General features: G+C 54.5%; 19 protein-coding genes. 12 read left to right on the forward strand and 7 right to left on the reverse strand.

Annotated features, from left to right (window positions below):
- Window positions 1-116: 116 nt before the first annotated feature.
- Entirely contained in the window at window positions 117-917 is an 801-nt protein-coding gene (locus BH714_RS14850; protein ID WP_032679260.1) for a DeoR/GlpR family DNA-binding transcription regulator, read from the reverse strand.
- A gap of 34 nt (window positions 918-951) precedes the next feature.
- Entirely contained in the window at window positions 952-1,848 is an 897-nt protein-coding gene (locus tag BH714_RS14855) for a sugar kinase (RefSeq protein ID WP_040018304.1), read from the reverse strand.
- Between the two features lie 155 nt (window positions 1,849-2,003).
- Here BH714_RS14855 and yihU point away from each other — a divergent pair, with 155 nt between their 5' ends.
- The 7 genes from yihU to ompL all read left to right on the forward strand — a co-directional run bounded on the left by yihU (window position 2,004) and on the right by ompL (window position 10,741).
- Window positions 2,004-2,894 carry a sulfolactaldehyde 3-reductase gene (gene yihU / locus BH714_RS14860; RefSeq protein ID WP_040018305.1) on the forward strand — a complete coding sequence of 297 codons (891 nt, stop codon included), beginning with the start codon at window positions 2,004-2,006 and terminating at the stop codon, window positions 2,892-2,894.
- 17 nt (window positions 2,895-2,911) lie between these two features.
- Window positions 2,912-3,787, forward strand: coding sequence for a sulfofructosephosphate aldolase (gene yihT / locus BH714_RS14865; protein WP_014172242.1), 876 nt, complete (start codon window positions 2,912-2,914; stop codon window positions 3,785-3,787).
- 14 nt (window positions 3,788-3,801) lie between these two features.
- Window positions 3,802-5,043, forward strand: a complete 1,242-nt coding sequence (gene yihS / locus BH714_RS14870; RefSeq protein WP_014172243.1) for a sulfoquinovose isomerase — start codon at window positions 3,802-3,804, stop codon at window positions 5,041-5,043.
- Window positions 5,044-5,059: 16 nt separating this feature from the next.
- Window positions 5,060-7,084, forward strand: a complete 2,025-nt coding sequence (locus BH714_RS14875; protein ID WP_040018306.1) for an alpha-glucosidase — start codon at window positions 5,060-5,062, stop codon at window positions 7,082-7,084.
- A 45-nt stretch (window positions 7,085-7,129) separates the two neighbouring features.
- Entirely contained in the window at window positions 7,130-8,512 is a 1,383-nt protein-coding gene (locus BH714_RS14880; RefSeq protein ID WP_020883982.1) for an MFS transporter, read from the forward strand.
- Between the two features lie 43 nt (window positions 8,513-8,555).
- Window positions 8,556-9,980: an MFS transporter gene (locus BH714_RS14885; RefSeq protein ID WP_020883983.1), complete on the forward strand. Its 1,425-nt coding sequence runs from the start codon at window positions 8,556-8,558 to the stop codon at window positions 9,978-9,980.
- Between the two features lie 74 nt (window positions 9,981-10,054).
- Complete coding sequence (gene ompL, locus BH714_RS14890) at window positions 10,055-10,741, forward strand: porin OmpL (RefSeq protein ID WP_040018307.1); 687 nt, start codon at window positions 10,055-10,057, stop codon at window positions 10,739-10,741.
- Between the two features lie 83 nt (window positions 10,742-10,824).
- Here ompL and typA read toward each other — a convergent pair whose 3' ends face one another.
- Window positions 10,825-12,648 carry a ribosome-dependent GTPase TypA gene (typA, locus tag BH714_RS14895; RefSeq protein WP_014172248.1) on the reverse strand — a complete coding sequence of 608 codons (1,824 nt, stop codon included), beginning with the start codon at window positions 12,646-12,648 and terminating at the stop codon, window positions 10,825-10,827.
- A gap of 387 nt (window positions 12,649-13,035) precedes the next feature.
- Between typA and glnA the strand changes: the two genes are divergently transcribed.
- From glnA to BH714_RS24105, 4 genes are all read left to right on the forward strand, one after another.
- Window positions 13,036-14,445 (forward strand): glutamate--ammonia ligase, encoded by a 1,410-nt coding sequence (gene glnA / locus BH714_RS14900; RefSeq protein WP_040018308.1) that lies wholly within the window; start codon window positions 13,036-13,038, stop codon window positions 14,443-14,445.
- Window positions 14,446-14,630: 185 nt separating this feature from the next.
- Window positions 14,631-15,680 (forward strand): nitrogen regulation protein NR(II), encoded by a 1,050-nt coding sequence (gene glnL, locus BH714_RS14905; RefSeq protein ID WP_014172250.1) that lies wholly within the window; start codon window positions 14,631-14,633, stop codon window positions 15,678-15,680.
- 11 nt (window positions 15,681-15,691) lie between these two features.
- On the forward strand, window positions 15,692-17,104 hold the full coding sequence (gene glnG / locus BH714_RS14910) for a nitrogen regulation protein NR(I) (RefSeq protein ID WP_020883985.1): 1,413 nt from the start codon (window positions 15,692-15,694) through the stop codon (window positions 17,102-17,104).
- Window positions 17,105-17,214: 110 nt separating this feature from the next.
- Window positions 17,215-17,325, forward strand: a complete 111-nt coding sequence (locus tag BH714_RS24105) for a YshB family small membrane protein (protein WP_032670298.1) — start codon at window positions 17,215-17,217, stop codon at window positions 17,323-17,325.
- Between the two features lie 64 nt (window positions 17,326-17,389).
- Here BH714_RS24105 and hemN read toward each other — a convergent pair whose 3' ends face one another.
- Window positions 17,390-18,763 carry an oxygen-independent coproporphyrinogen III oxidase gene (gene hemN / locus BH714_RS14920; RefSeq protein ID WP_032680057.1) on the reverse strand — a complete coding sequence of 458 codons (1,374 nt, stop codon included), beginning with the start codon at window positions 18,761-18,763 and terminating at the stop codon, window positions 17,390-17,392.
- A gap of 188 nt (window positions 18,764-18,951) precedes the next feature.
- On the reverse strand, window positions 18,952-19,467 hold the full coding sequence (yihI, locus tag BH714_RS14925) for a Der GTPase-activating protein YihI (protein WP_014172254.1): 516 nt from the start codon (window positions 19,465-19,467) through the stop codon (window positions 18,952-18,954).
- Window positions 19,468-20,045: 578 nt separating this feature from the next.
- Here yihI and yihA point away from each other — a divergent pair.
- Complete coding sequence (yihA, locus tag BH714_RS14930) at window positions 20,046-20,675, forward strand: ribosome biogenesis GTP-binding protein YihA/YsxC (RefSeq protein WP_014172255.1); 630 nt, start codon at window positions 20,046-20,048, stop codon at window positions 20,673-20,675.
- A gap of 98 nt (window positions 20,676-20,773) precedes the next feature.
- Here yihA and spfP read toward each other — a convergent pair whose 3' ends face one another.
- Both spfP and polA read right to left on the reverse strand, forming a co-directional pair.
- Window positions 20,774-20,821, reverse strand: a complete 48-nt coding sequence (gene spfP, locus BH714_RS24570) for a small protein SpfP (RefSeq protein ID WP_071892919.1) — start codon at window positions 20,819-20,821, stop codon at window positions 20,774-20,776.
- A 166-nt stretch (window positions 20,822-20,987) separates the two neighbouring features.
- Window positions 20,988-23,780 (reverse strand): DNA polymerase I, encoded by a 2,793-nt coding sequence (polA, locus tag BH714_RS14935; RefSeq protein WP_040018310.1) that lies wholly within the window; start codon window positions 23,778-23,780, stop codon window positions 20,988-20,990.
- Between the last annotated feature and the right edge of the window lie 365 nt (window positions 23,781-24,145).

Below are 24,145 nucleotides of genomic sequence, written 5' to 3' on the forward strand. Positions count from 1 at the left end.
TCTCCTGCTCGCCGTGGAAAAGTAACTGTAGCGGGAAAGATAAGGTTTGGCTATGCGCCAGATTCAGCTTACAGAAAGGAAAGGCCCGAGCCTGAATATCGGGCCATTAAGAAGGGTTAGCCTGCCTGCTGTTCGTCGCCTGAATTCACCTCAACAACTTCAACCTTGCTGGATTTGAGATGATTGTGCAGTGCAGATCCCGGTAGCTCATCGGTGAAGAGCGCGGTTGCCTGCGACACGTTACCAATTTCAACGGCAGCAGAGGCGTGGTATTTCGTATGATCGGCCGCCAGTAAAATATGTCGCGCGTGGGCCATCATGGTTTTCACCACGCTGGCTTCATTAACGTCAAACTCCATCATCGCGCCGTCGTGTTCAATTGCTCCGACGCTGGTCACCAGGTAATCGGCACGGAAGCCTGACACGAACGCCGTCGCTGCAGGCCCGATAATGCCTCCGTTATGCGGACGCAGCGTACCGCCAGGCACCATCACTTCAAAGCGCGGGTTCTTATACAGAATATGCGCCACCCGCAGGCTGTTGGTGATGATGCGCAGATGATTATGGTTGAGCAGCGCCCGGGCAACGTGCTCCACCGTCGTCCCGATAGTAATGAAGATGGTTGAACCATCGGGAATGTAGTCGGCAATCGCTTCGGCAATGGCCCGTTTCTCTTCGGTCAAGGAGACTTCACGTTGCTCAAACGCGGTGTTCACCACGCTGGATGCCCTGCCCGCGCCGCCATGATGACGCGTGATCAGCCCCTGCTCACTCAGCTTGCGGATATCCCGGCGCACGGTTTGCGTTGAGACGTCCAGCAGTTGCGCCAGTTCATCAATGTTCATATAGCCGCGGTCAGCAATCAACGTAAGCAGTTGATCGTGCCGCGGGTTGCCGGTCAGTTCGGTAAGGCTCATGGGCTGTCCTCTGAAAACCATCACGCCCCGCATTTTATACAAAAAGTGACAAAAAAGAGCGGGTTTGATCACAGTCAGGTATACCCGCCCGTCCGCCGGGCCGGGTACATTTCAGTGCCGCAACCGCACTCGCGAAACGTACCGCGTCTGGTGACGCCCCCTGCTGCGCCAGACTCACCGCCAGCGCACCGTGAAAGACATCCCCTGCACCTGTGGTATCCACCACGTCGACCGCAAATCCCGGCTGATGACGAAGCGCGCCCTGCTCCAGCCAGTAACACCCTTCACGCCCTTGCGTGACGTAGACATGTCCATTTGTGAGCGTTTGTGCTTTTCTCAGCGCGCTTTCCGTGTCGTCCAGCTGGCTTAAACGCCGCAAACCCGGCGCGGAGAAGGCCGCGTGATCGCTTAAGGCGACCAGCTCAGCAATGTCCTGCGGGGTGACATCGGCATCAAGCAGCGTGCTGACGCCCTGCTGGCGGGCAAGGGTGAACGCCTGTTTAGCCCCTTCGTGCCAGCGCACGTCGGCTAATACGATATCCCATTGCGAAAAGTCGATATCCTGCAGCCATGCCGCCGTAGCCGGGAGATCGGGGCTGGGGTAGTTAGCAATGACACGCTCCCCGTGACCATCCACCAGCACGGCCGATTGCGATGAACGGGCTCCTTTCACCCTCCGCGTATAGCGCGTGTTTACCCCCAGGGACTCCAGCTCCGCGAGCAGTCTTCTGCCGGTATCGTCATCACCCACCCGGCCAATAAAGTCCACCTCAGCCCCCAGTTTCGCTGCCGCCACCGCCGCAGTCGCCGCAGGACCGCCGCCCACCTCCGTATAGTCTTTTGCGACATATTTGCCACCTTCTTTCGGTAAATCATCGAGATACCAGATGCGATCCAGCACGGTAATGCCGACACAAACGATGCGAGTCATGGTGATTCCTTCTGCGTTTTCTGATGCTCTCATTTTAATTTCACGAAATGTTTAAAAAGTGACCCCTGTCAATTTTTTGACTATAAATTACAAATACGATCAAAAACAGACAACACAAACGCTCAATAATTGACACGATGTGACAGGAGAGAAGCATGTCAGCAATTGCCTTTATCGGGTTAGGACAGATGGGTGCGCCTATGGCAACGAATCTGCTTAAACAGGGCCACCAGCTTCACGTTTTTGATGTAAACCCACAGGCGATACAGGCCCTGGTGGCGCGTGGAGCCCTGGCTGCAGCCACGCCTGCACAGGCAGTAAAGGAGGCCGAATTTGTCATCACCATGCTGCCAAACGGAGACCTGGTTCGCACAGTCTTGTTTGGTGAGCAGGGCGTCTGCGAAGGGTTATCCCGCGAAGCGCTGGTCATTGATATGTCCACCATTCACCCGCTACAGACCGATGCCCTGATCCACGACATGGCTGAACGTGGTTTCAGCATGATGGATGTGCCTGTCGGACGCACATCGGACCATGCCGTCGCCGGAACATTACTCCTTCTGGCTGGTGGCACCGCGCAGCAGGTTGAACGAGCCACGCCGGTGTTGATGGCGATGGGCAATGAACTGATAAACGCAGGTGGGCCAGGCATGGGTATCCGCGTGAAGCTTATTAACAACTACATGAGCATTGCCCTGAACGCGCTGTCCGCTGAAGCCGCCGTGCTGTGTGAAGCCCTCGGCCTCTCTTTCGATGTGGCGCTCAGCGTCATGAGCGGTACGCCAGCAGGCAAAGGCCACTTCACCACCTCATGGCCTAACAAGGTGCTCAAAGGCGATCTTACACCGGCCTTTATGATCGACCTCGCGCATAAAGATCTGGGGATCGCGCTGGACGTGGCAAACCAGCTCCACGTCCCGATGCCGCTGGGCGCCGCCTCCCGTGAAGTCTACAACCAGGCGCGGGCCGCCGGACGCGGGCGCGAAGACTGGACAGCCATTCTTGAACAGGTTCGCGCATCCGCCGGGCTGAAAAAAACACACTGATACGAAAGGACTGAGGAATGACGATGTACACCCTGAAAGATATCACCCGACCTTCCGGCGGTTTTGCAATGCTGGCCGTTGACCAGCGCGAAGCGATGCGCCTGATGTTTGCTGCGGCGGGCGCTCCGGTGCCGGTCACCGATCGGCATCTCACCGACTTTAAGGTCAACGCGGCCAAAATTCTGTCGCCGTATGCCTCCGCCATTCTTGTCGATCAGCAGTTTTGCTACCAGCAGATCGTTGAGCAACAGGCCGTTGCCAAAAGCTGCGCGATGATTGTGGCAGCAGACGAATTTATTCCGGGGAACGGGATCCCCGTTGACAGCGTCGTCATCGATAAAAACGTTGATGCTCAGGCGGTCAGGCGCGATGGCGGCAAAGCACTGAAGCTACTGGTGCTGTGGCGTAGCGACGAAGATCCACAGCAGCGTCTGGAGATGGTGAAGGCGTTCAATCAGCTGTGCCATAACAATGGACTACTTAGCATTATTGAGCCGGTAGTCCGCCCGCCGCGTCGCGGCGCGACGTTTAATCGTGAACAGGCCATTATCGACGCGGCAAAAGAGCTGGGAGACAGCGGAGCTGACCTCTACAAAGTGGAGATGCCCCTGTTCGGCAAAGGCAGTCAGCAGGAATTGCTGACTGCCTCGCAAAAACTGAACGAGAACATCGCCATGCCGTGGGTGATCCTCTCATCCGGCGTGGACGATAAGTTGTTCCCAAGGGCGGTGAGTGTTGCGATGCAGGCGGGCGCATCCGGCTTTTTAGCCGGCCGCGCCGTCTGGTCATCAGTGATTGGCCTGCCGGACACGGAACTGATGCTCCGTGATATTTCTGTGCCGAAACTGCAGCGTTTGGGTGAGATCGTCGACGAAATGATGGCTCGCCGTTAAGAAAGGACCCGAACATGAAATGGTTTAACACCCTGAGCCATAACCGCTGGCTTGAACAAGAGACTGACCGCATTCTCGATTTCGGTAAAAACGCCGCCGTGCCGACCGGTTTTGGCTGGCTGGGCAATAACGGTCAGGTGCGCAGCGATATGGGCACGCATCTGTGGATCACCGCCCGTATGCTGCACGTTTATGCCGTGGCGGCAAACATGGGGCGTCCCGGCGCATATGCCCTGGTGGAGCATGGCATCAACGCCCTGAATGGCCCGCTGCGTGACCCGCAATATGGCGGCTGGTACGCCTGTATTAACGATGAAGGCGTTATGGATGCCTCCAAGCAGGGCTATCAGCACTTCTTTGTTTTGCTGGGCGCGGCCAGCGCCGTCACCACCGGCCATCCGCAGGCTCGCAAGTTACTGGACGATGCCATCGAGGTGATTGAGCGTTATTTCTGGAGCGAACAGGAACAGATGTGCCTGGAATCCTGGGATGAGGCCTTCAGCAAAACCGAAGAGTACCGTGGCGGCAACGCCAATATGCACGCTGTCGAAGCCTTCCTGATTGTGTATGACGTGACGCATGACCGTAAATGGCTCGACCGCGCACTGCGCATTGCTTCGGTGATCATTCACGACGTGGCACGCAAGGGCGAGTACCGGGTTAATGAGCATTTCGATACGCAATGGAACCCCATCCGCGATTACAACATTGATAACCCCGCTCACCGTTTTCGCGCCTACGGCGGTACGCCAGGCCACTGGATCGAGTGGGGCCGCCTGATGCTGCACCTGCGCGCTGCGCTGGAAGCGCGTTTTGAAACACCCCCCGCATGGCTGCTGGAAGATGCAAAAGGCTTGTTCCACGCCACAATCCGCGACGCCTGGGCACCCGATGGTGCCGACGGTTTTGTCTATTCCGTTGGCTGGGACGGTAAGCCCATCGTTCGCGAGCGCGTGCGCTGGCCGATTGTCGAAGCGATGGGAACGGCCTATGCGCTCTATACCGTCACCGGCGAGGCGCAGTACGAAGCCTGGTATCAGAAATGGTGGGATTACTGCATCAAATACCTGATCGACTACGAGAACGGTTCATGGTGGCAGGAGCTGGATATCCATAACGAAGTGACCACCAAAGTCTGGGACGGCAAGCAGGATATTTATCATCTGCTGCATTGCCTGGTGATCCCTCGCTTACCGCTGGCGCCAGGGTTAGCCCCGGCCGTTGCCGCCGGATTACTGGATAGCCAAGCCAAATAATAAAAACGGAGATCTTATGCGTACCCTACACAATATTATTCTTAAAAGCAGTGAACATGGTTTCACCCTGAGCTGGCAGGATCGTCTGATTCTGTCCCACACCGCCGACACCCCGTGCCTGTGGATCGGCGCAGGTGAAGCCGATATCGAGATGTTTCGCGGCAACTTCAGCATCAAAGACAAACTCAACGAAAAAATTGCCCTGACCGAGGCCACCGTCGCGCCGCAAAATGCGGGTTGGGCGATTCGCTTTACCCGGGGTGACGCCGTCAGCGCCACGCTACTGGTGGGTGTGGATGCCGAAGGACGCCTGGAGCTGAAACTCAAAAATGATGCCACCTGCCATAACCGCATCTGGCTGCGGCTGGCGGCCCAGCCCGAGGATCATATCTATGGTTGCGGAGAGCAGTTCTCCTACTTCGACCTGCGCGGCAAGCCGTTCCCGTTGTGGACTAGCGAGCAGGGCGTGGGCCGTAATAAGCAGACCTACGTCACCTGGCAGGCAGACTGCAAAGAGAACGCGGGCGGCGATTACTACTGGACCTTCTTCCCGCAACCCACCTTTGTGAGTACCCAGAAGTACTACTGCCACGTGGATAACAGCTGTTATATGAATTTCGACTTCAGCGCGCCGGGGTTCCACGAGCTGGCCTTCTGGGAAGATAACGCCACGCTGCGCTTCGAATGTGCGCAAACGTATGTCGATCTGCTGGAAAAACTGACCGGGTTACTGGGCCGTCAGCCCGAACTGCCGGACTGGGTTTACGACGGGGTAACGCTGGGCGTTCAGGGCGGCACCGACGTGTGCCAGCAAAAGCTCGACACCATGCGCAACGGCGGTGTGAAGGTGAACGGTATCTGGGCGCAGGACTGGTCCGGCATCCGGATGACCTCCTTTGGCAAACGCGTGATGTGGAACTGGAAGTGGAACAGCGATCTGTATCCGCAGCTGGATACACGTATCCCGCAGTGGAAGCAGGAGGGCGTGCAGTTCCTCTCCTATATCAACCCTTACGTGGCCAGCGACAGAGACCTCTGTGAAGAGGCGGCGAAACGCGGTTATCTGACCAAAAACGCCGACGGTCAGGACTATCACGTCGAGTTCGGCGAGTTCTACGCGGGCGTTATCGACCTGACGAATCCGGAAGCCTACGGCTGGTACAAAGAGGTCATCAAAAAGAACCTGATAGCGCTGGGCTGTGGCGGCTGGATGGCTGATTTTGGTGAATATTTGCCGACTGATACCTTCCTGCACAACGGCGTGAGCGCGGAAATCATGCATAACGCCTGGCCTGCGCTATGGGCGAAATGTAACTACGAGGCGCTGGAAGAGACCGGCAAGCTCGGCGAGATCCTGTTCTTTATGCGCGCGGGTTATACCGGCAGCCAGAAACACTCGGTGATGATGTGGGCCGGCGATCAGAACGTCGACTGGAGCCTGGACGACGGTCTGGCATCAGTGGTTCCTGCGGCACTCTCACTGGCAATGACCGGGCACGGGCTGCATCACAGCGACATCGGCGGTTATACCACGCTGTTTGAGATGAAACGCAGCAAAGAGCTGCTGCTGCGCTGGTGCGACTTCAGCGCCTTCACACCGATGATGCGTACCCACGAGGGCAACCGCCCTGGCGATAACTGGCAGTTTGATGGCGACGGCGAAACCATCGCCCACTTTGCGCGTATGACGACCGTCTTCACTACCCTGAAGCCCTACATCAAAGCCGCCGTTGCGCAGAACGCGAAAAGCGGCCTGCCGGTGATGCGTCCGCTGTTCCTGCATTACGAAAACGATGCGCGCAGCTACACGCTGAAATACCAGTATCTGTTTGGCCGCGATCTGCTGGTGGCACCGGTCCATGAAGAAGGCCGTCGTGACTGGACGCTCTATTTGCCTGAGGACACCTGGGTGAATGCCTGGACGGGTGAAACGCATGAGGGCGGTGACATCACCGTTGACGCTCCGCTCGGCAAACCGCCGGTGTTTTATCGCCAGCAAAGCGAATGGGCAGACCTGTTTAGCACCTTACGTCATATCTGATAAGGCTCGCCCGCAGGGAAACCTGCGGGCAGATGGAGAACAATAATGCGTCAACACGCTTCCGATCCGGCAACGCTACGCCTGCCGTTTAAAGAGAAACTCGCCTACGGGATGGGCGATCTCGGCTCTAACATCCTTCTGGATATCGGCACGTTGTATCTGCTGAAGTTCTACACCGACGTTCTTGGCCTGCCTGGTACCTACGGCGGGATCATCTTCCTGATTGCCAAGTTCTTCACCGCCTTCACCGATATGGGCACGGGTATCATGCTCGATTCCCGACGCAAGATCGGTCCTAAGGGCAAATTCCGCCCGTTCGTGCTGTATGCGGCGTTCCCGGTGACGTTACTGGCCATCGCAAACTTTGTCGGCACGCCGTTTGAAATCACCGGCAAAACAGTGATGGCGACCGTGCTGTTCATGCTTTACGGCCTGTTCTTCAGCATGATGAACTGCTCCTACGGTGCGATGGTGCCGGCCATTACCAAAAACCCGGACGAGCGCGCTTCGCTGGCCGCCTGGCGTCAGGGTGGCGCCACGCTTGGCCTGCTGCTCTGTACCGTCGGGTTTGTGCCGGTAATGAACCTGATTGAAGGCAATGACCAGCTTGGGTATATCTTTGCCGCGACCCTCTTCTCGCTGTTCGGGCTGTTCTTTATGTGGTGGTGCTATAAGGGCGTGACCGAGCGTTACGTTGAAATGCAGCCCGCCAATCCAGCCCAGAAGCCCGGCCTGCTGCAGTCGTTTCGCGCCATCGCCGGTAACCGACCGCTGTTTATTCTCTGCATCGCCAACCTGTGCACGCTGGGGGCCTTTAACGTTAAGCTCGCCATTCAGGTTTATTACACGCAGTACGTGCTGAACGACCCTATTCTGTTGTCCTACATGGGCTTTTTCAGCATGGGCTGCATTTTTATCGGCGTCTTTATGATGCCCGGCGCGGTGCGTCGCTTCGGCAAGAAAAAGGTCTATATCAGCGGGCTGCTGATTTGGGTGGCAGGCGACCTGCTCAACTACTTCTTTGGCGGTGGTTCGGTAAGCTTTGTGGCGTTCTCCTGTCTGGCCTTCTTCGGCTCAGCCTTCGTGAATAGCCTCAACTGGGCGCTGGTGTCCGATACCGTGGAGTACGGCGAGTGGCGTACCGGCGTGCGATCCGAAGGGACGGTCTATACCGGCTTTACCTTCTTCCGGAAGGTCTCACAGGCGCTGGCCGGCTTCTTCCCCGGCATCATGCTCACGCAAATCGGCTATGTGCCAAACGTGGTGCAATCCGCCGGAACGGTTGAAGGGCTGCGGCAGCTGATATTTATCTACCCCAGTCTGCTGGCCGTCATCACCATCGTGGCGATGGGCTGTTTCTACAACCTCAACGAGAAGATGTATGTGCGCATCGTGGAAGAAATTGAACTGCGCAAACGTACAGCATAACTGACTTGAGAGAGCGCCCTGCGGGGCGCTGTGAGGATCGACCATGACACACAAGAGTGATCCGTTAACCCTGAAGCTGAGCCTGCGCGAAAAGTGCGCCTACGGGATGGGCGATTTTGGCTCTAACCTGATGCTCTGTATTGGCACGCTGTATCTGCTGAAGTTTTATACTGATGAACTGGGCATGCCCGCTTTTTATGGCGGCATTATTTTCCTGGTGGCGAAGTTCTTTACCGCATTCACCGACATGCTGACCGGGGTGTTGCTGGATTCGCGGCGTAACATCGGTGCCAGAGGCAAATTCAGGCCGTTTATTCTTTATGCCTCGGTGCCGGTTGCCCTGGTGGCCACGGCGCAGTTTGTGGCCACCGATTTTAGCCTGACGGTGAAAACCGCTATTGCCACCCTGCTCTTCATGATGTTTGGCCTCTGTTATAGCCTGATGAACTGCTCTTACGGTGCGATGGTTCCCGCCATCACTAAAAATCCGAACGAGCGGGCGCAGCTTGCGGCCTGGCGCCAGGGCGGCGCAACGGTTGGGTTATTGCTCTGCACCGTGGGGTTTATGCCAATCCAGGCGCTGTTTGTCAGCCAGCCCTCTCTCGGCTATCTGGTGGCCGCACTGGTGTTCGTCACCGGCGGTCTGTTCTGCATGTGGTGGTGCTACAGCGGTGTGAAAGAGCGCTATGTGGAGGTCACGCCCGATCATCATAAGCCTGGCATCCTGAAATCCTTCTGTGCCATTTTCCGCAACCCACCGTTGCTGGTGTTGTGTATCGCCAACCTTTGCACCCTCGCCGCGTTTAATATCAAACTGGCGATTCAGGTCTACTACACCCAGTACGTGCTAAACGATCTGCATCTGCTGTCGTGGATGGGTTTTTTCAGTATGGGCTGCATTCTGGTTGGCGTGTTTCTGGTGCCGGGCGCGGTTAAGCGCTTTGGCAAGAAGCCGGTCTACCTTGGCGGGCTGACGCTGTGGGCCGTGGGCGACGTAATGAACTTCCTCTGGGGAACCAGCTCCCTGCTCTTTGTGCTCTTTTCCTGCATGGCCTTTTTCGGTACGGCATTCGTAAACAGCCTCAACTGGGCGCTGGTGCCCGATACCGTGGATTATGGCGAGTGGAAAACAGGCATTCGCGCCGAAGGGTCGGTTTATACCGGTTATACCTTCTCGCGCAAAATCTCCGCCGCCCTCGCCGGTTTCCTGCCGGGCATTATGTTGACGCAGATTGGCTACATTCCACACGCCGTGCAGAGTGCGGGCACGCTACTAGGGCTCCGTCAGCTAATTTTTCTCTGGCCGTGCGGCCTGGCGATCGTTGCCGCGATAACCATGGGACTCTTTTATAAACTCAACGAAGCACGCTTCGCCTTTATTATTGAGGAGATTGGAAAACGGAAAAAACAACCCGCAAAACCCCCTGAGTTAACCACCAACAATAAAGCGTCAGCAGTCACTTTATAACAATAAATCCGGCCCTGATTCCCTTCCTGTGTAACAGGAGGGGGGCCTTTCTGTACCTCATACATGGACTGATTATGAAAAGAATCGTTACTGCACTGGTTGTGTCGTCTGTGTCCTGCTCGGCAATTGCCGGCGCCTATGTCGAAACGCGCGAAGCCTATAATACGGCCTCTGAACTGCACGAAGTGATCCTGCGTGCTGGCTATAACTTCGATAAGGGCGCGGGGCTGATGTTCACTAACGCCTATAACGTGGGCAAATGGGACGAGCTTAAGCACAGCTATAACGAAATTGAAGGGTGGTATCCACTTTTTAAACCGACCGATAAACTCACCTTTCAGCCTGGCGGTTTACTGAATGACAGCAGCGCCGGGTCCGGAGGCGCTATCTATCTGGATACCAATTATAAATTTCTCGACTGGTTTAATCTGACCTTCCGCTATCGCTATAACCACAACAATTACGATACGCCGGACTACAACGGCCAGATGGATAAAAACGACACTCACGAATTCGCTAACTACTGGAATTTCAAGGTCACGGATGCGTTTTTCTATACCTTTGAACCGCATTTTTTCCAGCGCGTGAACGATTACCACAGCAAAAATGGCAAAGACCATCACTGGGAAATCACCCATAAATTTAGCTATAAAATCGATAAAAACTGGCTGCCCTATCTTGAGCTTCAGTGGCTGGACAGATGGAATGATTACAACCGCGAGCAGTACCGTATCCGCCTGGGGTTAAGGTATTCGTTCTGATAATAAAAAAAGCCGCTGATCGCTCAGCGGCTTTTTACGTGCCGGGTGGCGCATGCGCTTACCCGGCCTACGGATTGACCGTATTACTCTTCTTTCGCACCGCGCATTGCACGTTTACGATCGTTCTCGGTCAGGTGACGTTTACGGATACGGATAGACAGTGGGGTCACTTCTACCAGTTCGTCGTCATCGATGAACTCCAGAGCTTGCTCCAGGGTCATCTTGATCGGTGGAACCAGAACCGTTGCTTCGTCAGTCCCGGACGCACGCATGTTGGTCAGTTTCTTACCGGTCAGGCAGTTTACAGTCAGGTCGTTAGAACGACTGTGAATACCGATGATCTGGCCTTCATAAACTTCAGCACCGTGACCCAGGAACAGCTTACCGCGATCCTGCAGACCGAACAGCGCAAACGCAACCGCTTTACCCTGACCGTTGGAGATCAGAACGCCGTTGTTACGCTGACCAACTTCACCCGGACGCACGTCGTCGTAGTGGCTGAAGGTGGAGTACAGCAGACCGGTACCGGACGTCATGGTCATGAACTCTGAACGGAAACCGATCAGACCACGGCTTGGGATCACGTAGTCGAGACGTACGCGGCCTTTGCCATCTGGATTCATGTTTTTCAGGTCGCCTTTACGCTCACCCAGAGCCTGCATAACAGAACCCTGATGCTGCTCTTCAACGTCCAGCGTTACGTTCTCGAACGGCTCTTGTTTACGGCCGTCGATTTCGCGGAAGATAACTTTCGGACGGGAAACCGCCATTTCGAAACCTTCACGACGCATGTTTTCGATCAGAACAGACAGGTGCAGCTCACCACGACCAGAAACGCGGAATGCGTCAGCATCCTGAGTTTCTTCAACGCGCAGCGCAACGTTGTGCACCAGCTCTTTGTTCAGGCGGTCAAGGATCTGACGAGAGGTAACGAATTTACCTTCTTTGCCACAGAACGGAGAGGTGTTGACGTTGAAGAACATGGTTACCGTTGGCTCATCAACAGACAGGGCTGGCAGCGCTTCCACATTCTGCGGATCGCAGATGGTGTCAGAGATGTTCAGCTCGCCCAGACCGGTAATCGCGATGATGTCGCCCGCTTCAGCCAGTTCGCTGTCGATACGCTCCAGACCCAGGTGAGTCAGCACTTTGCCCACTTTACCGTTACGGGTTTTGCCTTCGCTATCGATGATAGTAACCTGCTGGTTCGGCTTCACTTTACCGCGTTTGATGCGGCCGATACCGATAACGCCAACGTAGTTGTTGTAGTCCAGCTGGGAGATCTGCATCTGCAGCGGACCATCAAGATCAACATCCGGAGCCGGTACGTGATCGACAATCGCCTGATACAGCGGAGTCATGTCTTCCGCCATATTTTCGTGATCCAGACCCGCGATACCATTCAGCGCCGAAGCGTAAATGATAGGGAAGTCCAGCTGCTCGTCGGTCGCGTCGAGGTTAACGAACAGGTCGAACACCTGATCAACAACCCAGTCAGGACGCGCGCCCGGACGGTCAACCTTGTTGATAACAACAATAGGTTTCAGGCCATGGGCAAATGCTTTTTTGGTCACGAAGCGCGTTTGCGGCATTGGGCCGTCAAATGCGTCAACCACCAGCAGCACGGAATCCACCATGGACATCACGCGCTCAACTTCACCACCGAAGTCGGCGTGCCCTGGGGTATCAACGATGTTGATACGGTAGTCATTCCATTTGATAGCGGTGTTTTTCGCGAGGATAGTAATCCCACGCTCTTTCTCCAAATCGTTGGAGTCCATCACACGCTCTTGAGTTTCGGCACGAGCATCAAACGTACCGGACTGCTGCAGCAGCTTATCAACCAGGGTGGTTTTACCATGGTCGACGTGCGCGATGATGGCGATGTTACGCAAATTTTCGATCACAACTTTGCCTCAGGCATTAGAAATAGCGCGTTATTGTACACGGATTAATCGCACTACAAAACAGGATCACAAACATCCCCCGCAAACAAGTATTGCAGAGATGCTTTGTGATCGCTTTCACGGAGCGTAAAAAGGGCACTTTAACGAAAATTGCACCAATATGGTGCTCAGTGTTCACACTGAAGCACTATACTGGTGCAACATAACCATTGTGGTGCAGCACTTTTGCACTATGGTGCGCATGATAACGCCTTTTTGGGGTGTTTTAAAAGTTGGCACAGATTTCGCTTTATAAAAATACGGCAAAAAAATGGCACACAGCCAGCCCAAGACAGAAATTGAAGACCTCGTTACCACGACGACAATGACCAATCTGGAGAGTTAAGTATGTCCGCTGAACACGTTTTGACGATGCTGAACGAACATGAAGTGAAGTTTGTTGATCTGCGCTTCACCGATACCAAAGGTAAAGAACAGCACGTCACTATTCCTGCTCATCAGGTAAACGCCGAATTCTTTGAAGAAGGCAAAATGTTTGACGGCTCCTCCATTGGCGGCTGGAAAGGTATCAACGAATCTGACATGGTTCTGATGCCTGACGCTTCCACTGCGGTCATTGATCCGTTCTTCGAAGAACCAACCCTGATCATCCGTTGCGACATCCTCGAGCCAGGCACACTGCAGGGCTACGACCGCGACCCACGCTCCATCGCGAAACGCGCTGAAGAGTACCTGCGTTCAACCGGTATCGCAGACACCGTACTGTTCGGGCCAGAACCAGAATTCTTCCTGTTTGATGACATCCGTTTCGGTGCCTCTATTTCTGGCTCCCACGTTGCCATCGACGATATCGAAGGTGCATGGAACTCCGCCACCAAATACGAAGGTGGTAACAAAGGTCACCGTCCTGGCGTTAAAGGCGGTTACTTCCCGGTTCCTCCGGTCGACTCCGCTCAGGACATCCGTTCCACCATGTGTCTGGTGATGGAAGAGATGGGCCTGGTGGTTGAAGCTCACCACCACGAAGTGGCGACTGCGGGTCAGAACGAAGTGGCAACCCGCTTCAACACCATGACCAAAAAAGCAGACGAAATTCAGATCTACAAATACGTTGTGCACAACGTTGCGCACCGTTTCGGTAAAACCGCGACCTTCATGCCAAAACCAATGTTTGGCGATAACGGTTCCGGTATGCACTGCCACATGTCTCTGTCCAAGAACGGAACCAACCTGTTCTCTGGCGACAAATATGCCGGTCTGTCTGAGCAGGCTCTGTATTACATTGGCGGCGTAATCAAACACGCTAAAGCGATCAACGCCCTGGCGAACCCAACCACTAACTCCTACAAGCGTCTGGTCCCAGGCTACGAAGCACCGGTAATGCTGGCGTACTCTGCGCGTAACCGTTCTGCTTCTATCCGTATCCCTGTGGTAGCGTCTCCTAAAGCGCGTCGTATCGAAGTTCGCTTCCCGGATCCAGCTGCTAACCCATACCTGTGCTTCGCAGCACTGCTGATGGCGGGTCTGGACGGTATCAAGAACAAGATCCACCCAGGCGAAGCCATGGACAAAAACCTGTACGACCTGCCGCCAGAAGAAGCGAAAGAGATCCCACAGGTTGCAGGCTCTCTGGAAGAAGCCCTGCAGGCGCTGGATGCAGACCGCGAGTTCCTGACTGCAGGTGGCGTGTTCACTGACGACGCTATCGATGCTTACATCGCCCTGCGTACTGAAGAGAACGACCGTGTGCGTATGACGCCACACCCGGTTGAGTTCGAACTGTACTACAGCGTTTAAGTTTCAATGAGTTTCGCGCGCCCTTTTACGCGCGATCTCACAAGCTTTTATTTGTTGCCGTGGAAACTTTCAGCCCATCTCCGGATGGGCTTTTTTCTCCACCAACAAACTGATCTCACGCGCTTTTTACGACGAAAAAGCTATACTGCACTAAATTAGTGCAACCAACTCCAGGAGACTGCTGAATGGCAACTGGCACGCTGCCCGATGCTGGGCAGATCCTCAATTCTTTGATTAACAGTATTTTGCTGGTCGACGACGAGCTGGCCGTACATTACGCCAACCCGGCGGCGCAGCAGCTGCTCGCCCAGAGCTCACGCAAACTGTTTGGCACCCCGCTTCCGGAATTATTGAGCTATTTCTCGCTGAATATTGGCCTGATGCAGGAAAGTCTGCAGGCCGGTCAGGGCTTTACCGATAACGAAGTCACGCTGGTGATCGACGGGCGCTCACATATTTTATCGCTTACCGCACAACGGCTTCCTGAAGGGCTGATCCTGCTTGAAATGGCGCCGATGGATAATCAGCGCCGCCTGAGCCAGGAACAACTTCAGCATGCCCAGCAAATTGCCGCCCGTGACCTGGTGCGAGGCCTGGCGCATGAAATCAAGAACCCGCTGGGTGGCTTACGCGGTGCGGCACAACTCCTGACCAAAGCGCTGCCCGACCCTGCGCTGGCGGAGTACACCAACGTCATCATTGAGCAGGCAGACCGCCTGCGTAACCTGGTTGACCGTCTGCTCGGGCCGCAACAGCCCGGCATGCATGTCTCAGAAAGTATTCATAAAGTGGCTGAGCGGGTTGTGAAACTCGTCTCAATGGAGCTGCCGGAGAACGTCACGCTGGTCCGTGATTACGACCCAAGCCTGCCGGAACTGGCGCATGACCCGGATCAGATTGAGCAGGTCTTGCTGAATATTGTGCGTAATGCCCTGCAGGCACTGGGGCCGGAAGGGGGCGAAATTATTTTGCGCACCCGCACCGCGTTCCAGCTCACACTGCACGGCGTGCGCTATCGTCTGGCTGCTCGCATCGACGTTGAGGACAACGGGCCGGGTATTCCGTCGCATCTTCAGGACACCCTGTTCTACCCGATGGTCAGCGGTCGCGAAGGCGGTACCGGCCTGGGGTTATCCATTGCCCGTAGTTTGATCGATCAACACTCTGGAAAAATTGAATTTACCAGTTGGCCGGGACATACCGAGTTTTCGGTTTTCCTGCCGATTAAAAAATAAAGGTGACGTTTATGCAACGAGGGATAGTCTGGGTAGTCGATGACGATAGCTCCATCCGTTGGGTGCTTGAACGCGCGCTCACAGGGGCAGGATTAAGCTGCACGACGTTTGAGAGCGGCAGCGAAGTGCTCGACGCACTCACCACCAAAACGCCGGATGTGCTGCTTTCGGATATTCGCATGCCGGGAATGGACGGGCTGGCGCTTTTAAAGCAGATCAAACAACGCCATCCTATGCTTCCGGTCATCATAATGACGGCGCATTCCGACCTGGACGCCGCGGTGAGCGCCTATCAGCAAGGGGCGTTCGATTACCTGCCCAAACCGTTTGATATTGACGAAGCGGTCGCCCTGGTTGAGCGCGCGATCAGCCACTACCAGGAGCAGCAACAGCCTCGTCACACGCCTGACTTCGGGCCCACGACGGACATCATTGGCGAAGCGCCGGCCATGCAGGATGTGTTTCGTATCATTGGCCGTCTGTCACGCTCGTCCATCAGCGTACTGATTAATGGCGAATCGGGAACCGGTAAAGAGCTGGTAGCGCATGCCTTACATCGCCACAGCCCGCGGGCAAAAGCACCGTTTATCGCTCTAAATATGGCAGCCATCCCAAAGGATTTAATTGAATCCGAACTGTTTGGCCATGAGAAAGGGGCTTTTACTGGCGCGAATACCATTCGCCAGGGTCGCTTCGAGCAGGCTGACGGTGGAACACTCTTCCTGGATGAAATCGGCGATATGCCGCTGGATGTCCAGACCCGTCTGCTGCGCGTGTTGGCCGACGGACAGTTTTATCGCGTAGGTGGCTATGCGCCGGTGAAGGTTGACGTGCGCATTATTGCCGCGACGCACCAGAATCTGGAGCAGCGCGTCCAGGAAGGTAAATTCCGTGAGGATTTATTCCATCGCCTGAACGTGATCCGCGTTCATTTGCCACCGCTACGTGAACGCCGTGAAGATATTCCCCGCCTGGCGCGTCATTTTCTGCAGGTCGCTGCCCGTGAGCTGGGCGTGGAAGCCAAGCAGTTGCACCCGGAAACCGATGCCGCCCTCACCCGTCTGGCGTGGCCGGGCAACGTGCGTCAGCTGGAAAACACCTGTCGCTGGTTGACCGTAATGGCCGCCGGACAGGAAGTCCTGATTCAGGATTTACCGGCTGAACTGTTTGAAGCGACTGCGCCAGAAAGCAGCACCGGACATGCATTGCCGGACAGCTGGGCGACGCTGCTGGCACAGTGGGCCGATCGCGCGCTGCGTTCCGGTCATCAAAACTTGCTGTCTGAAGCCCAGCCCGAGATGGAGCGCACGCTGTTGACCACCGCACTCCGCCATACACAGGGCCATAAGCAGGAAGCGGCACGCCTGCTGGGATGGGGACGTAATACCCTGACGCGTAAGCTGAAAGAGCTTGGCATGGAGTGATCTTTACCCTTGTGTAAAGGTTATTAATTGAGCGCAAATTGCTGCTATTTTGCGCTTTACTGTATCAATGATTTTTGTATGATCGTGCCCGGAAAGTGAGGGTGATCATCATGCTGGAAACATTAGTGAATATGCTCTCAAGTGGAGCAGCTGAAAGCCACACGCCACAAACAGCCGTTGCTGCTGTGCTGTGCGCGGCGCTGGTTGGGCTGTTTAGCTAGAGAGTCGCTAACAAAAAAGCCGGGTAGCGGCTTCGCCTTACCCGGCCAAATATTTTGGCACGTCTTAAATGACGCGTGAGAACTGCTGCAGACGCGCTTTCTGACGCAGATAGGCGTCGAAGCACATGCAGATATTACGAATCAACAGGCGCCCTTTGGGTGTCACGTCAATTGCACGTTCTGAAACATCCACCAGCCCATCTTTTGCCAGAGGCGCTAACAGCTTCAGGTCATCAGCAAAGTAATCGCTGAAATGCAGTTCCCACTGCGTTTCCACCTCGCTGAAATCAAGACGGAAGTTACAGATGAGCGCCTTAATCACATCACGACGGATGCAGTCATCGCGCGTTAATGCGATACCGCGCCACAGAGCGTTGCCCGCGTCATCTACCTGCTGATAGTAAAGCTTCAGCTCTTTCTGGTTCTGCGCGTAGCAGTCACCGATCATGCTGATGGCGGAGACGCCCATCCCCAGCAAATCGGTGTCGCCCTGGGTGGTGTAGCCCTGGAAATTTCGGTGCAGTACGCCTTCGCGCTGGGCAATAGCCAGCTCGTCATCCGGACGAGCAAAGTGATCCATGCCGATGAACTGATAACCGGCTTCGGTCAGCGAGGCGATGGTTTCCTGCAGAATATCCAGCTTCTGTTGGGCAGAAGGCAGGTCGGCATCTTTGATTTTGCGCTGAGCGGCAAACAGCGTCGGCAGATGCGCATAGTTAAAGACGCTCAGGCGGTCCGGGTTGAGTTCGGCCACGCGTTTCAGCGTGAAGGCGAAGCTCTCCGGCGTTTGCTTAGGCAGGCCGTAAATCAGGTCGATATTGGTCGACGTAAAGCCGATATCGCGGGCGTGGTTGAGTAAGGCAAAGATAAACTCTTCATCCTGCTCACGGTTCACCAGCCGCTGCACCTCTTTGTTGAAGTCCTGCACGCCCATGCTCAGGCGATTGAAACCTTCAGCGCGTAAGTGATCCAGTACATCCAGCTCAATTTCGCGCGGATCGACCTCGATCGAGATTTCAGCATCGTCGTTAAACCGGAAGTTGTTGCGCAGGAGCGTCATTAAACGGCTGATCTGCGCTTTATTCAGATACGTTGGCGTCCCCCCACCCCAGTGAAGCTGGCTGACGTGACGGCCGGCAAATAGCGGGGCACGGTGCAGAATCTCCTGCTCCAGCGCATCCAGATACTGATCGGCTTTATGTTGCTGACGGGTAACGATTTTATTGCAGCCGCAGAAGTAGCAGAGCTTGTGGCAGAACGGAATATGGACATAGAGCGACAGCGGACGCTCGGGGTAGCGCGCGACAGCCTGCTGAAACGCCGCTTCGCCGAAACTATCGGAGAACTCCAGCGCGGTGGGGTATGACGTATAACGCGGCCCGGAATAGTTATATTTCTGGATTAGGGCCAAATCCCAGTCGATAGTTGGTACAGACATGCTCACTCCTTCCGTTGGTGTCGCGTTCGCATACGGCGGCCCGTTCTGGCCCCATCGCGGGCCATCACTCGGGTGCGCAGCCACTTCTGTCGCCGCGACAACCGCCGTAGTTTAACGAATAACCACACCAGATAACATATAACCGGAAGGGTTATTAGCAGGACTATCGTCCCTGCCGGATGCAAATGTTAGTTTCCACCCTTCAGAAGACGCATCATATCTTCCTGCTTTTCGTCTTCTTCTTCATCTTCGTCATCGTCGTAAGACAGACCCAGCTTCTGCATCAGCTCATCAATGCGGTCCAGTTTGGCATCAACCCATGACTGCTCTTCGGCGGTCAGGGTTTCACCCTCTTCAAGACGTTCCAGCAGCGCGTCCAGGCGCTCATCGTTCTCCAGCAAATCCAGCTCAGCCTGCGGTGAAAGCATAGGTTTCTCGCTCTTTGGTTTGTGCTGCTTAGTGACCGGGGTGTCTGTCACGCCCAGTGGAACAGGTGTTTTACTGCCAATACGTGGGTCTTTCTGCTGCTTGTTTTTCGCAGAAGCGCCAGAAGCATCACCACCGTTTGCACGGCTACCCGCAGCATGACCGCGATGTTTTTTATCGCGTTTGCGATCGCGCGATTCCTGGTTCAGTTCTTCGCGCGTTTTGCGGTGTGCTTTTGCAGGGCGTTTGGCACCCGCAGCGGAGGTCGGTTTTTTCATGATGTTTTATCTTTAAGTCGTTTTCTTCAGTATAGAATTGCGGCGAAATCTAGCAGAAAGCAAGCAAAGAAAAAAGGCGACAGAGCAATCTGTCGCCTTTTTTCCTGACTCACAACCCTTAACGGGTCAGACATTCCGTGTTTGCCAACAACAAACCCTGTTTATCCCTTGGCTAATACCATCCGTGATACGGTTCCGTTTCCTGTTAAAACGCCTCCAGGCGTTGGTCATCCTGACAATCCTGCGTCTTCGCCTCCTGGCGCTCCTGACCCTAATCCTTAAGTCTGTTTCCTGTTGGCTTCCTCGCCCTGACGCACACTTTACCCTGTTCAGTTAAACTGACAAGCAACGAAACGGCACAAAAACGGATTTTCAGATAATTACCCGAGAATAAACTTATGATTTAAAACAATTTGGCTTTTTTAACGCCTGCGAATTCTCTGAAATCTCCCATAGTATTCATAGCCGATCTCTCACAACCGCCAGGGTTTTAACCTACAGGCACTGTGCAATCAAAAAAGTCTTTTGCCGGCATTCAGGTATAATCCCCCTCAGATTACGATTTTGGAGACGACCACGTGACTACCTGGAACTACCAACAGACGCATTTTGTCACCAGTGCGCCCGATATCCGCCACCTTCCTTCTGATACTGGCATTGAAGTGGCTTTTGCTGGCCGCTCTAACGCGGGCAAATCCAGCGCCCTGAATACGCTGACCAATCAGAAGAGCCTGGCGCGTACCTCAAAAACACCTGGCCGTACTCAGCTGATTAACCTGTTTGAAGTGGCAGAAGGCAAACGCCTGGTCGACTTACCAGGATATGGTTACGCGCAAGTACCGGAAGAGATGAAGATCAAATGGCAGCGCGCGCTGGGTGAATACCTGGAAAAACGCCAGTGCCTGAAAGGTCTGGTGGTGCTGATGGATATCCGCCATCCCCTGAAAGATCTCGATCAGCAGATGATCGACTGGGCTGTCTCAAGTGAGATAGCCGTGCTGGTACTGCTGACTAAAGCGGATAAACTGGCGAGCGGCGCGCGTAAAGCGCAGGTGAATATGGTTCGCGAAGCGGTGCTGGCTTTTAACGGCGACGTACAGGTAGAGCCGTTCTCCTCGCTGAAAAAGCAGGGTGTCGACAAGCTGCGTCAGAAGCTCGATAGCTGGTTCAACGAGCTGGAACCCGCGACGGAAGCGGAAGAAGAGTAATACCGAGCGCGGCGATGTCCGCGCTTTTTTTTGCCTGGATTTTTCTTTGCCGCAATAAAAAACGCCCCAGTCATTACTGACTGGGGCGGCTAAAATATTCAGCCAAATCCGATTACGTGAAGTAAAAGGTCTGAAAGATAGAACATCTTACCTCTGTACCCTACGCGAATAACTCTACCCCTTTTTTTGCTGTAGAAAAAGCACTTTTTGTAGTTTTTTTTCATTCTTTACATAGGGAATTCTAATGATCGTCACAAAACGCACTTTGTTATGTTGCTAACTTACATAAAAAGCGCGTTATTGGCAGAACCCTTAGTGAGCTTGATCCCAGTTTTCACCGCTGCCCACTTCCACCAGCAACGGCACGTCAAGCGTCATGCTGCGTTCCATCAGTTCGTGGATCTTCTTCGACACGGCGTCCAGATCATCTTTGTGGACTTCGAATACCAGTTCATCGTGTACCTGCATGATCATCTTCACGCGTGGCTTCTCTTTTTCCAGCCAGGCATCAACTGCGATCATCGCGCGCTTAATAATGTCTGCCGCCGTCCCCTGCATCGGGGCGTTGATGGCAGCACGTTCTGCACCGGCACGACGTGCGGCGTTGCTTGATTTGATGTCCGGCAGATAAAGGCGACGACCATCCAGGGTTTCGACGTAGCCTTTCTCCTTCGCCTGCGCACGGGTGCGTTCCATATATTCCAGCACGCCCGGATAACGCTCGAAGTAGAGATCCATATACTTCTGCGACTCTTTACGCGGAATGTTGAGCTGGCGCGAAAGGCCAAAGGCGCTCATGCCGTAGATCAGACCGAAGTTGATCGCCTTCGCACTGCGACGTTGCTCGTGAGTCACGCTGTCCAGCGGCAGCCCAAAGACTTCAGCCGCCGTTGCACGGTGGATATCCTTTCCTTCCGCAAAGGCCGTCAGCAGCCCCTTGTCGCGTGACAGGTGCGCCATAATACGCAGCTCAATTTGCGAGTAGTCGGCCGAGACGATCAGGTAGTCGTCTGGCGCGATAAACGCCTGACGGATACGACGGCCTTCTTCATTACGTACCGGAATGTTCTGCAGATTTGGATCGGTCGAGGAGAGACGACCGGTCGCCGCCACAGCCTGATGATACGAGGTATGCACGCGGCCCGTTTTAGGGTTGATCATCAGCGGAAGTTTATCGGTATAGGTAGACTTCAGCTTCGCCAGACCACGGTACTGGAGAATCACTTTTGGCAGCGGGTAATCCAGCGCCAGTTCCTCAAGCACTTCTTCAGACGTTGATGGCGCGCCGCCAGGGGTTTTCTTCAGCGGCTTAATTCCCTGTTTTTCAAACAGGATGGTCTGAAGCTGTTTCGGAGACGAAAGGTTAAACGGTTCGCCGGCAAGCTCATGCGCCTTCTGCTCAAGCTCGGTCAACCGCTGCGCCAGTTCTCCAGAGTGGTTATGCAGCACCGTCGGATCAATTTTTACGCCGTTGCGCTCAATGCGCGAGAGCACAGGTACCAGCGGCATCTCAATGTGCTGGAACACGTTCAGCGGACCTTCGTGCTTCTGCAGTTTTGGCCACATCTTCAGGTGCAGTTGCAGCGTGACATCGGCGTCTTCGGCCGCGTAGCGACCCGCTTCTTCCAGGGCAATCTGATTGAAGGTGAGCTGGTTTTTACCTTTTCCGGCAATCTCTTCAAAGGTAATGGTCTTATGCTTGAGCCAACGGTCGGATAAGGAGTCCATATCGTGACGACCCGCCACGCTGTCGAGAATGTAAGATTCCAGCATGGTATCGAACGCAATGCCGCGCAGCTCAATGCCATAGTTTTGCAGAATGCCGCGATCATATTTGAGGTTTTGCCCGACCTTAAGCGCCTTGTCATCTTCCAGAATCGGCTTCAGCAGCTCCAGCACACGCTCACGCGGGATCTGATCAGGCGCATCGAGGTAATCATGTGCAACGGGCACATAGGCCGCCATTCCCGGCTCCGTCGCAAATGACAGGCCGACCATATTGGCCGAGATGTTATCGAGGCTGTCGGTTTCCGTGTCGAAGGCAAAGAACGGCGCTTTTTTGAGTTTCTCAATCCACGCCACCAGCTGTGACTCTTCAAGGAGGGTTTCGTAGTTGTCGAAAGAGAGCGCGATGGCCTCTTCTTCTGCCAGCTCTTCGGCATCAACGACAATCGTCTCCTTTGGCTTAGCGGCCGGTTTGGCCCCTTTTGCCTGCAGCCATTTACCGGCTTCCACGTCAGTGGTCCAGCGCTTAAATTCGTATTTCTTAAACAGGATTAGCAGTTCGTCTGCGGAAGGCTGCTGCACTTCCAACTGCTCACAACCCAGTTCCAGTTCAACATCGGTTTTAATGGTTGCCAGCTTATAGGAGAGATAAGCCACCTCTTTGTTCTCTTCCAGCTTTCCGGCCATGGTTTTTGCACCACGGAAGGAGAGCCCGGCGATTTTGTCCGGCTCCGCGTACAGCGTATCCAGCCCACCCAATCCCTGAAGCAGCGCCTGGGCGGTCTTTTCACCCACGCCAGGTACACCTGGGATGTTATCCGAGGAGTCGCCCATCAGCGCGAGGAAGTCGATAATCAGCTCTGGCGGCACGCCATATTTTGTGACCACCTCTTCAGGCCCCAGGATGGTGTTGGTCATGGTGTTAATCAGGGTGATACCTGGCGTTACCAGCTGCGCCATATCTTTATCCCCTGTACTAATCAGTACCGGACGACCCATTTTTTCTGCTTCACGTGCCAGCGTACCTATTACGTCATCGGCTTCGACCCCAGAGACGGCCAGCAGCGGCAAGCCCATCGCTTTTACCATCGCGTGCAGCGGTTCAATCTGCGCACGCAGATCGTCAGGCATTGGCGGACGGTGAGATTTGTAATGCTCAAAAAGCTCGTCGCGGAAGGTTTTACCTTTCGCATCAAACACCACTGCCGCATGGGTTGGCTGGTACTGAAGGATCAGGCTGCGCAGCATGTTTAGCACGCCGTACATTGCGCCGGTAGGTTCCCCTGCGCTATTGGTCAGAGGAGGAAACGCATGGTACGCCCGATACAGGTAAGAAGAGCCGTCGACGAGAATAAGAGGGTTTTCTGGGATCTGAACCATAATGTCCGTGCCTTTAATCAATTTATGCGTAAAGGATGCCACAGAAGGATGAAAACATCAGTTATTAGCGCCAGATACAGGAAAAGATTTTGCGATCGTGAGGATCGCTCGCAAAAATAAATCTGTGGATAAGTTTGTGCATACTTTTACGTCACAGGAATAACAGACGCTAAAAGTACATACCTCATAATAAATAGATGCTATATATCATAGAGTTATTATGTTTCATTTGATCTTTATGGCCAATTGATGACAATTTAGTCTATGTGGATATAAGCCCAGGGCCGCATGCCGTTATAGCGAAATCTTCTGCTCCCGGGCGTTATCCCGCAACGCCTGGCATGAAAGCACCCTTATTTTGTCTG

Origin of the sequence: Enterobacter ludwigii (assembly GCF_001750725.1) — a bacterium.
Classification (GTDB): domain Bacteria; phylum Pseudomonadota; class Gammaproteobacteria; order Enterobacterales; family Enterobacteriaceae; genus Enterobacter; species Enterobacter ludwigii.

Excerpts from the sequence above, each read along its gene's own strand:
- BH714_RS14855 (WP_040018304.1), bottom strand. The coding sequence starts at position 1,848 with ATGACTCGCATCGTTTGTGTCGGCATTACCGTGCTGGATCGCATCTGG.
- ompL (WP_040018307.1), top strand. The coding sequence starts at position 10,055 with ATGAAAAGAATCGTTACTGCACTGGTTGTGTCGTCTGTGTCCTGCTCG.
- BH714_RS14850 (WP_032679260.1), bottom strand. The coding sequence starts at position 917 with ATGAGCCTTACCGAACTGACCGGCAACCCGCGGCACGATCAACTGCTT.
- yihT (WP_014172242.1), top strand. The coding sequence starts at position 2,912 with ATGACGATGTACACCCTGAAAGATATCACCCGACCTTCCGGCGGTTTT.
- BH714_RS14875 (WP_040018306.1), top strand. The coding sequence starts at position 5,060 with ATGCGTACCCTACACAATATTATTCTTAAAAGCAGTGAACATGGTTTC.
- yihS (WP_014172243.1), top strand. The coding sequence starts at position 3,802 with ATGAAATGGTTTAACACCCTGAGCCATAACCGCTGGCTTGAACAAGAG.
- hemN (WP_032680057.1), bottom strand. The coding sequence starts at position 18,763 with ATGTCTGTACCAACTATCGACTGGGATTTGGCCCTAATCCAGAAATAT.
- BH714_RS14885 (WP_020883983.1), top strand. The coding sequence starts at position 8,556 with ATGACACACAAGAGTGATCCGTTAACCCTGAAGCTGAGCCTGCGCGAA.
- yihI (WP_014172254.1), bottom strand. The coding sequence starts at position 19,467 with ATGAAAAAACCGACCTCCGCTGCGGGTGCCAAACGCCCTGCAAAAGCA.
- yihU (WP_040018305.1), top strand. The coding sequence starts at position 2,004 with ATGTCAGCAATTGCCTTTATCGGGTTAGGACAGATGGGTGCGCCTATG.
- BH714_RS14880 (WP_020883982.1), top strand. The coding sequence starts at position 7,130 with ATGCGTCAACACGCTTCCGATCCGGCAACGCTACGCCTGCCGTTTAAA.
- glnL (WP_014172250.1), top strand. The coding sequence starts at position 14,631 with ATGGCAACTGGCACGCTGCCCGATGCTGGGCAGATCCTCAATTCTTTG.
- BH714_RS24105 (WP_032670298.1), top strand. The coding sequence starts at position 17,215 with ATGCTGGAAACATTAGTGAATATGCTCTCAAGTGGAGCAGCTGAAAGC.
- glnG (WP_020883985.1), top strand. The coding sequence starts at position 15,692 with ATGCAACGAGGGATAGTCTGGGTAGTCGATGACGATAGCTCCATCCGT.
- glnA (WP_040018308.1), top strand. The coding sequence starts at position 13,036 with ATGTCCGCTGAACACGTTTTGACGATGCTGAACGAACATGAAGTGAAG.
- polA (WP_040018310.1), bottom strand. The coding sequence starts at position 23,780 with ATGGTTCAGATCCCAGAAAACCCTCTTATTCTCGTCGACGGCTCTTCT.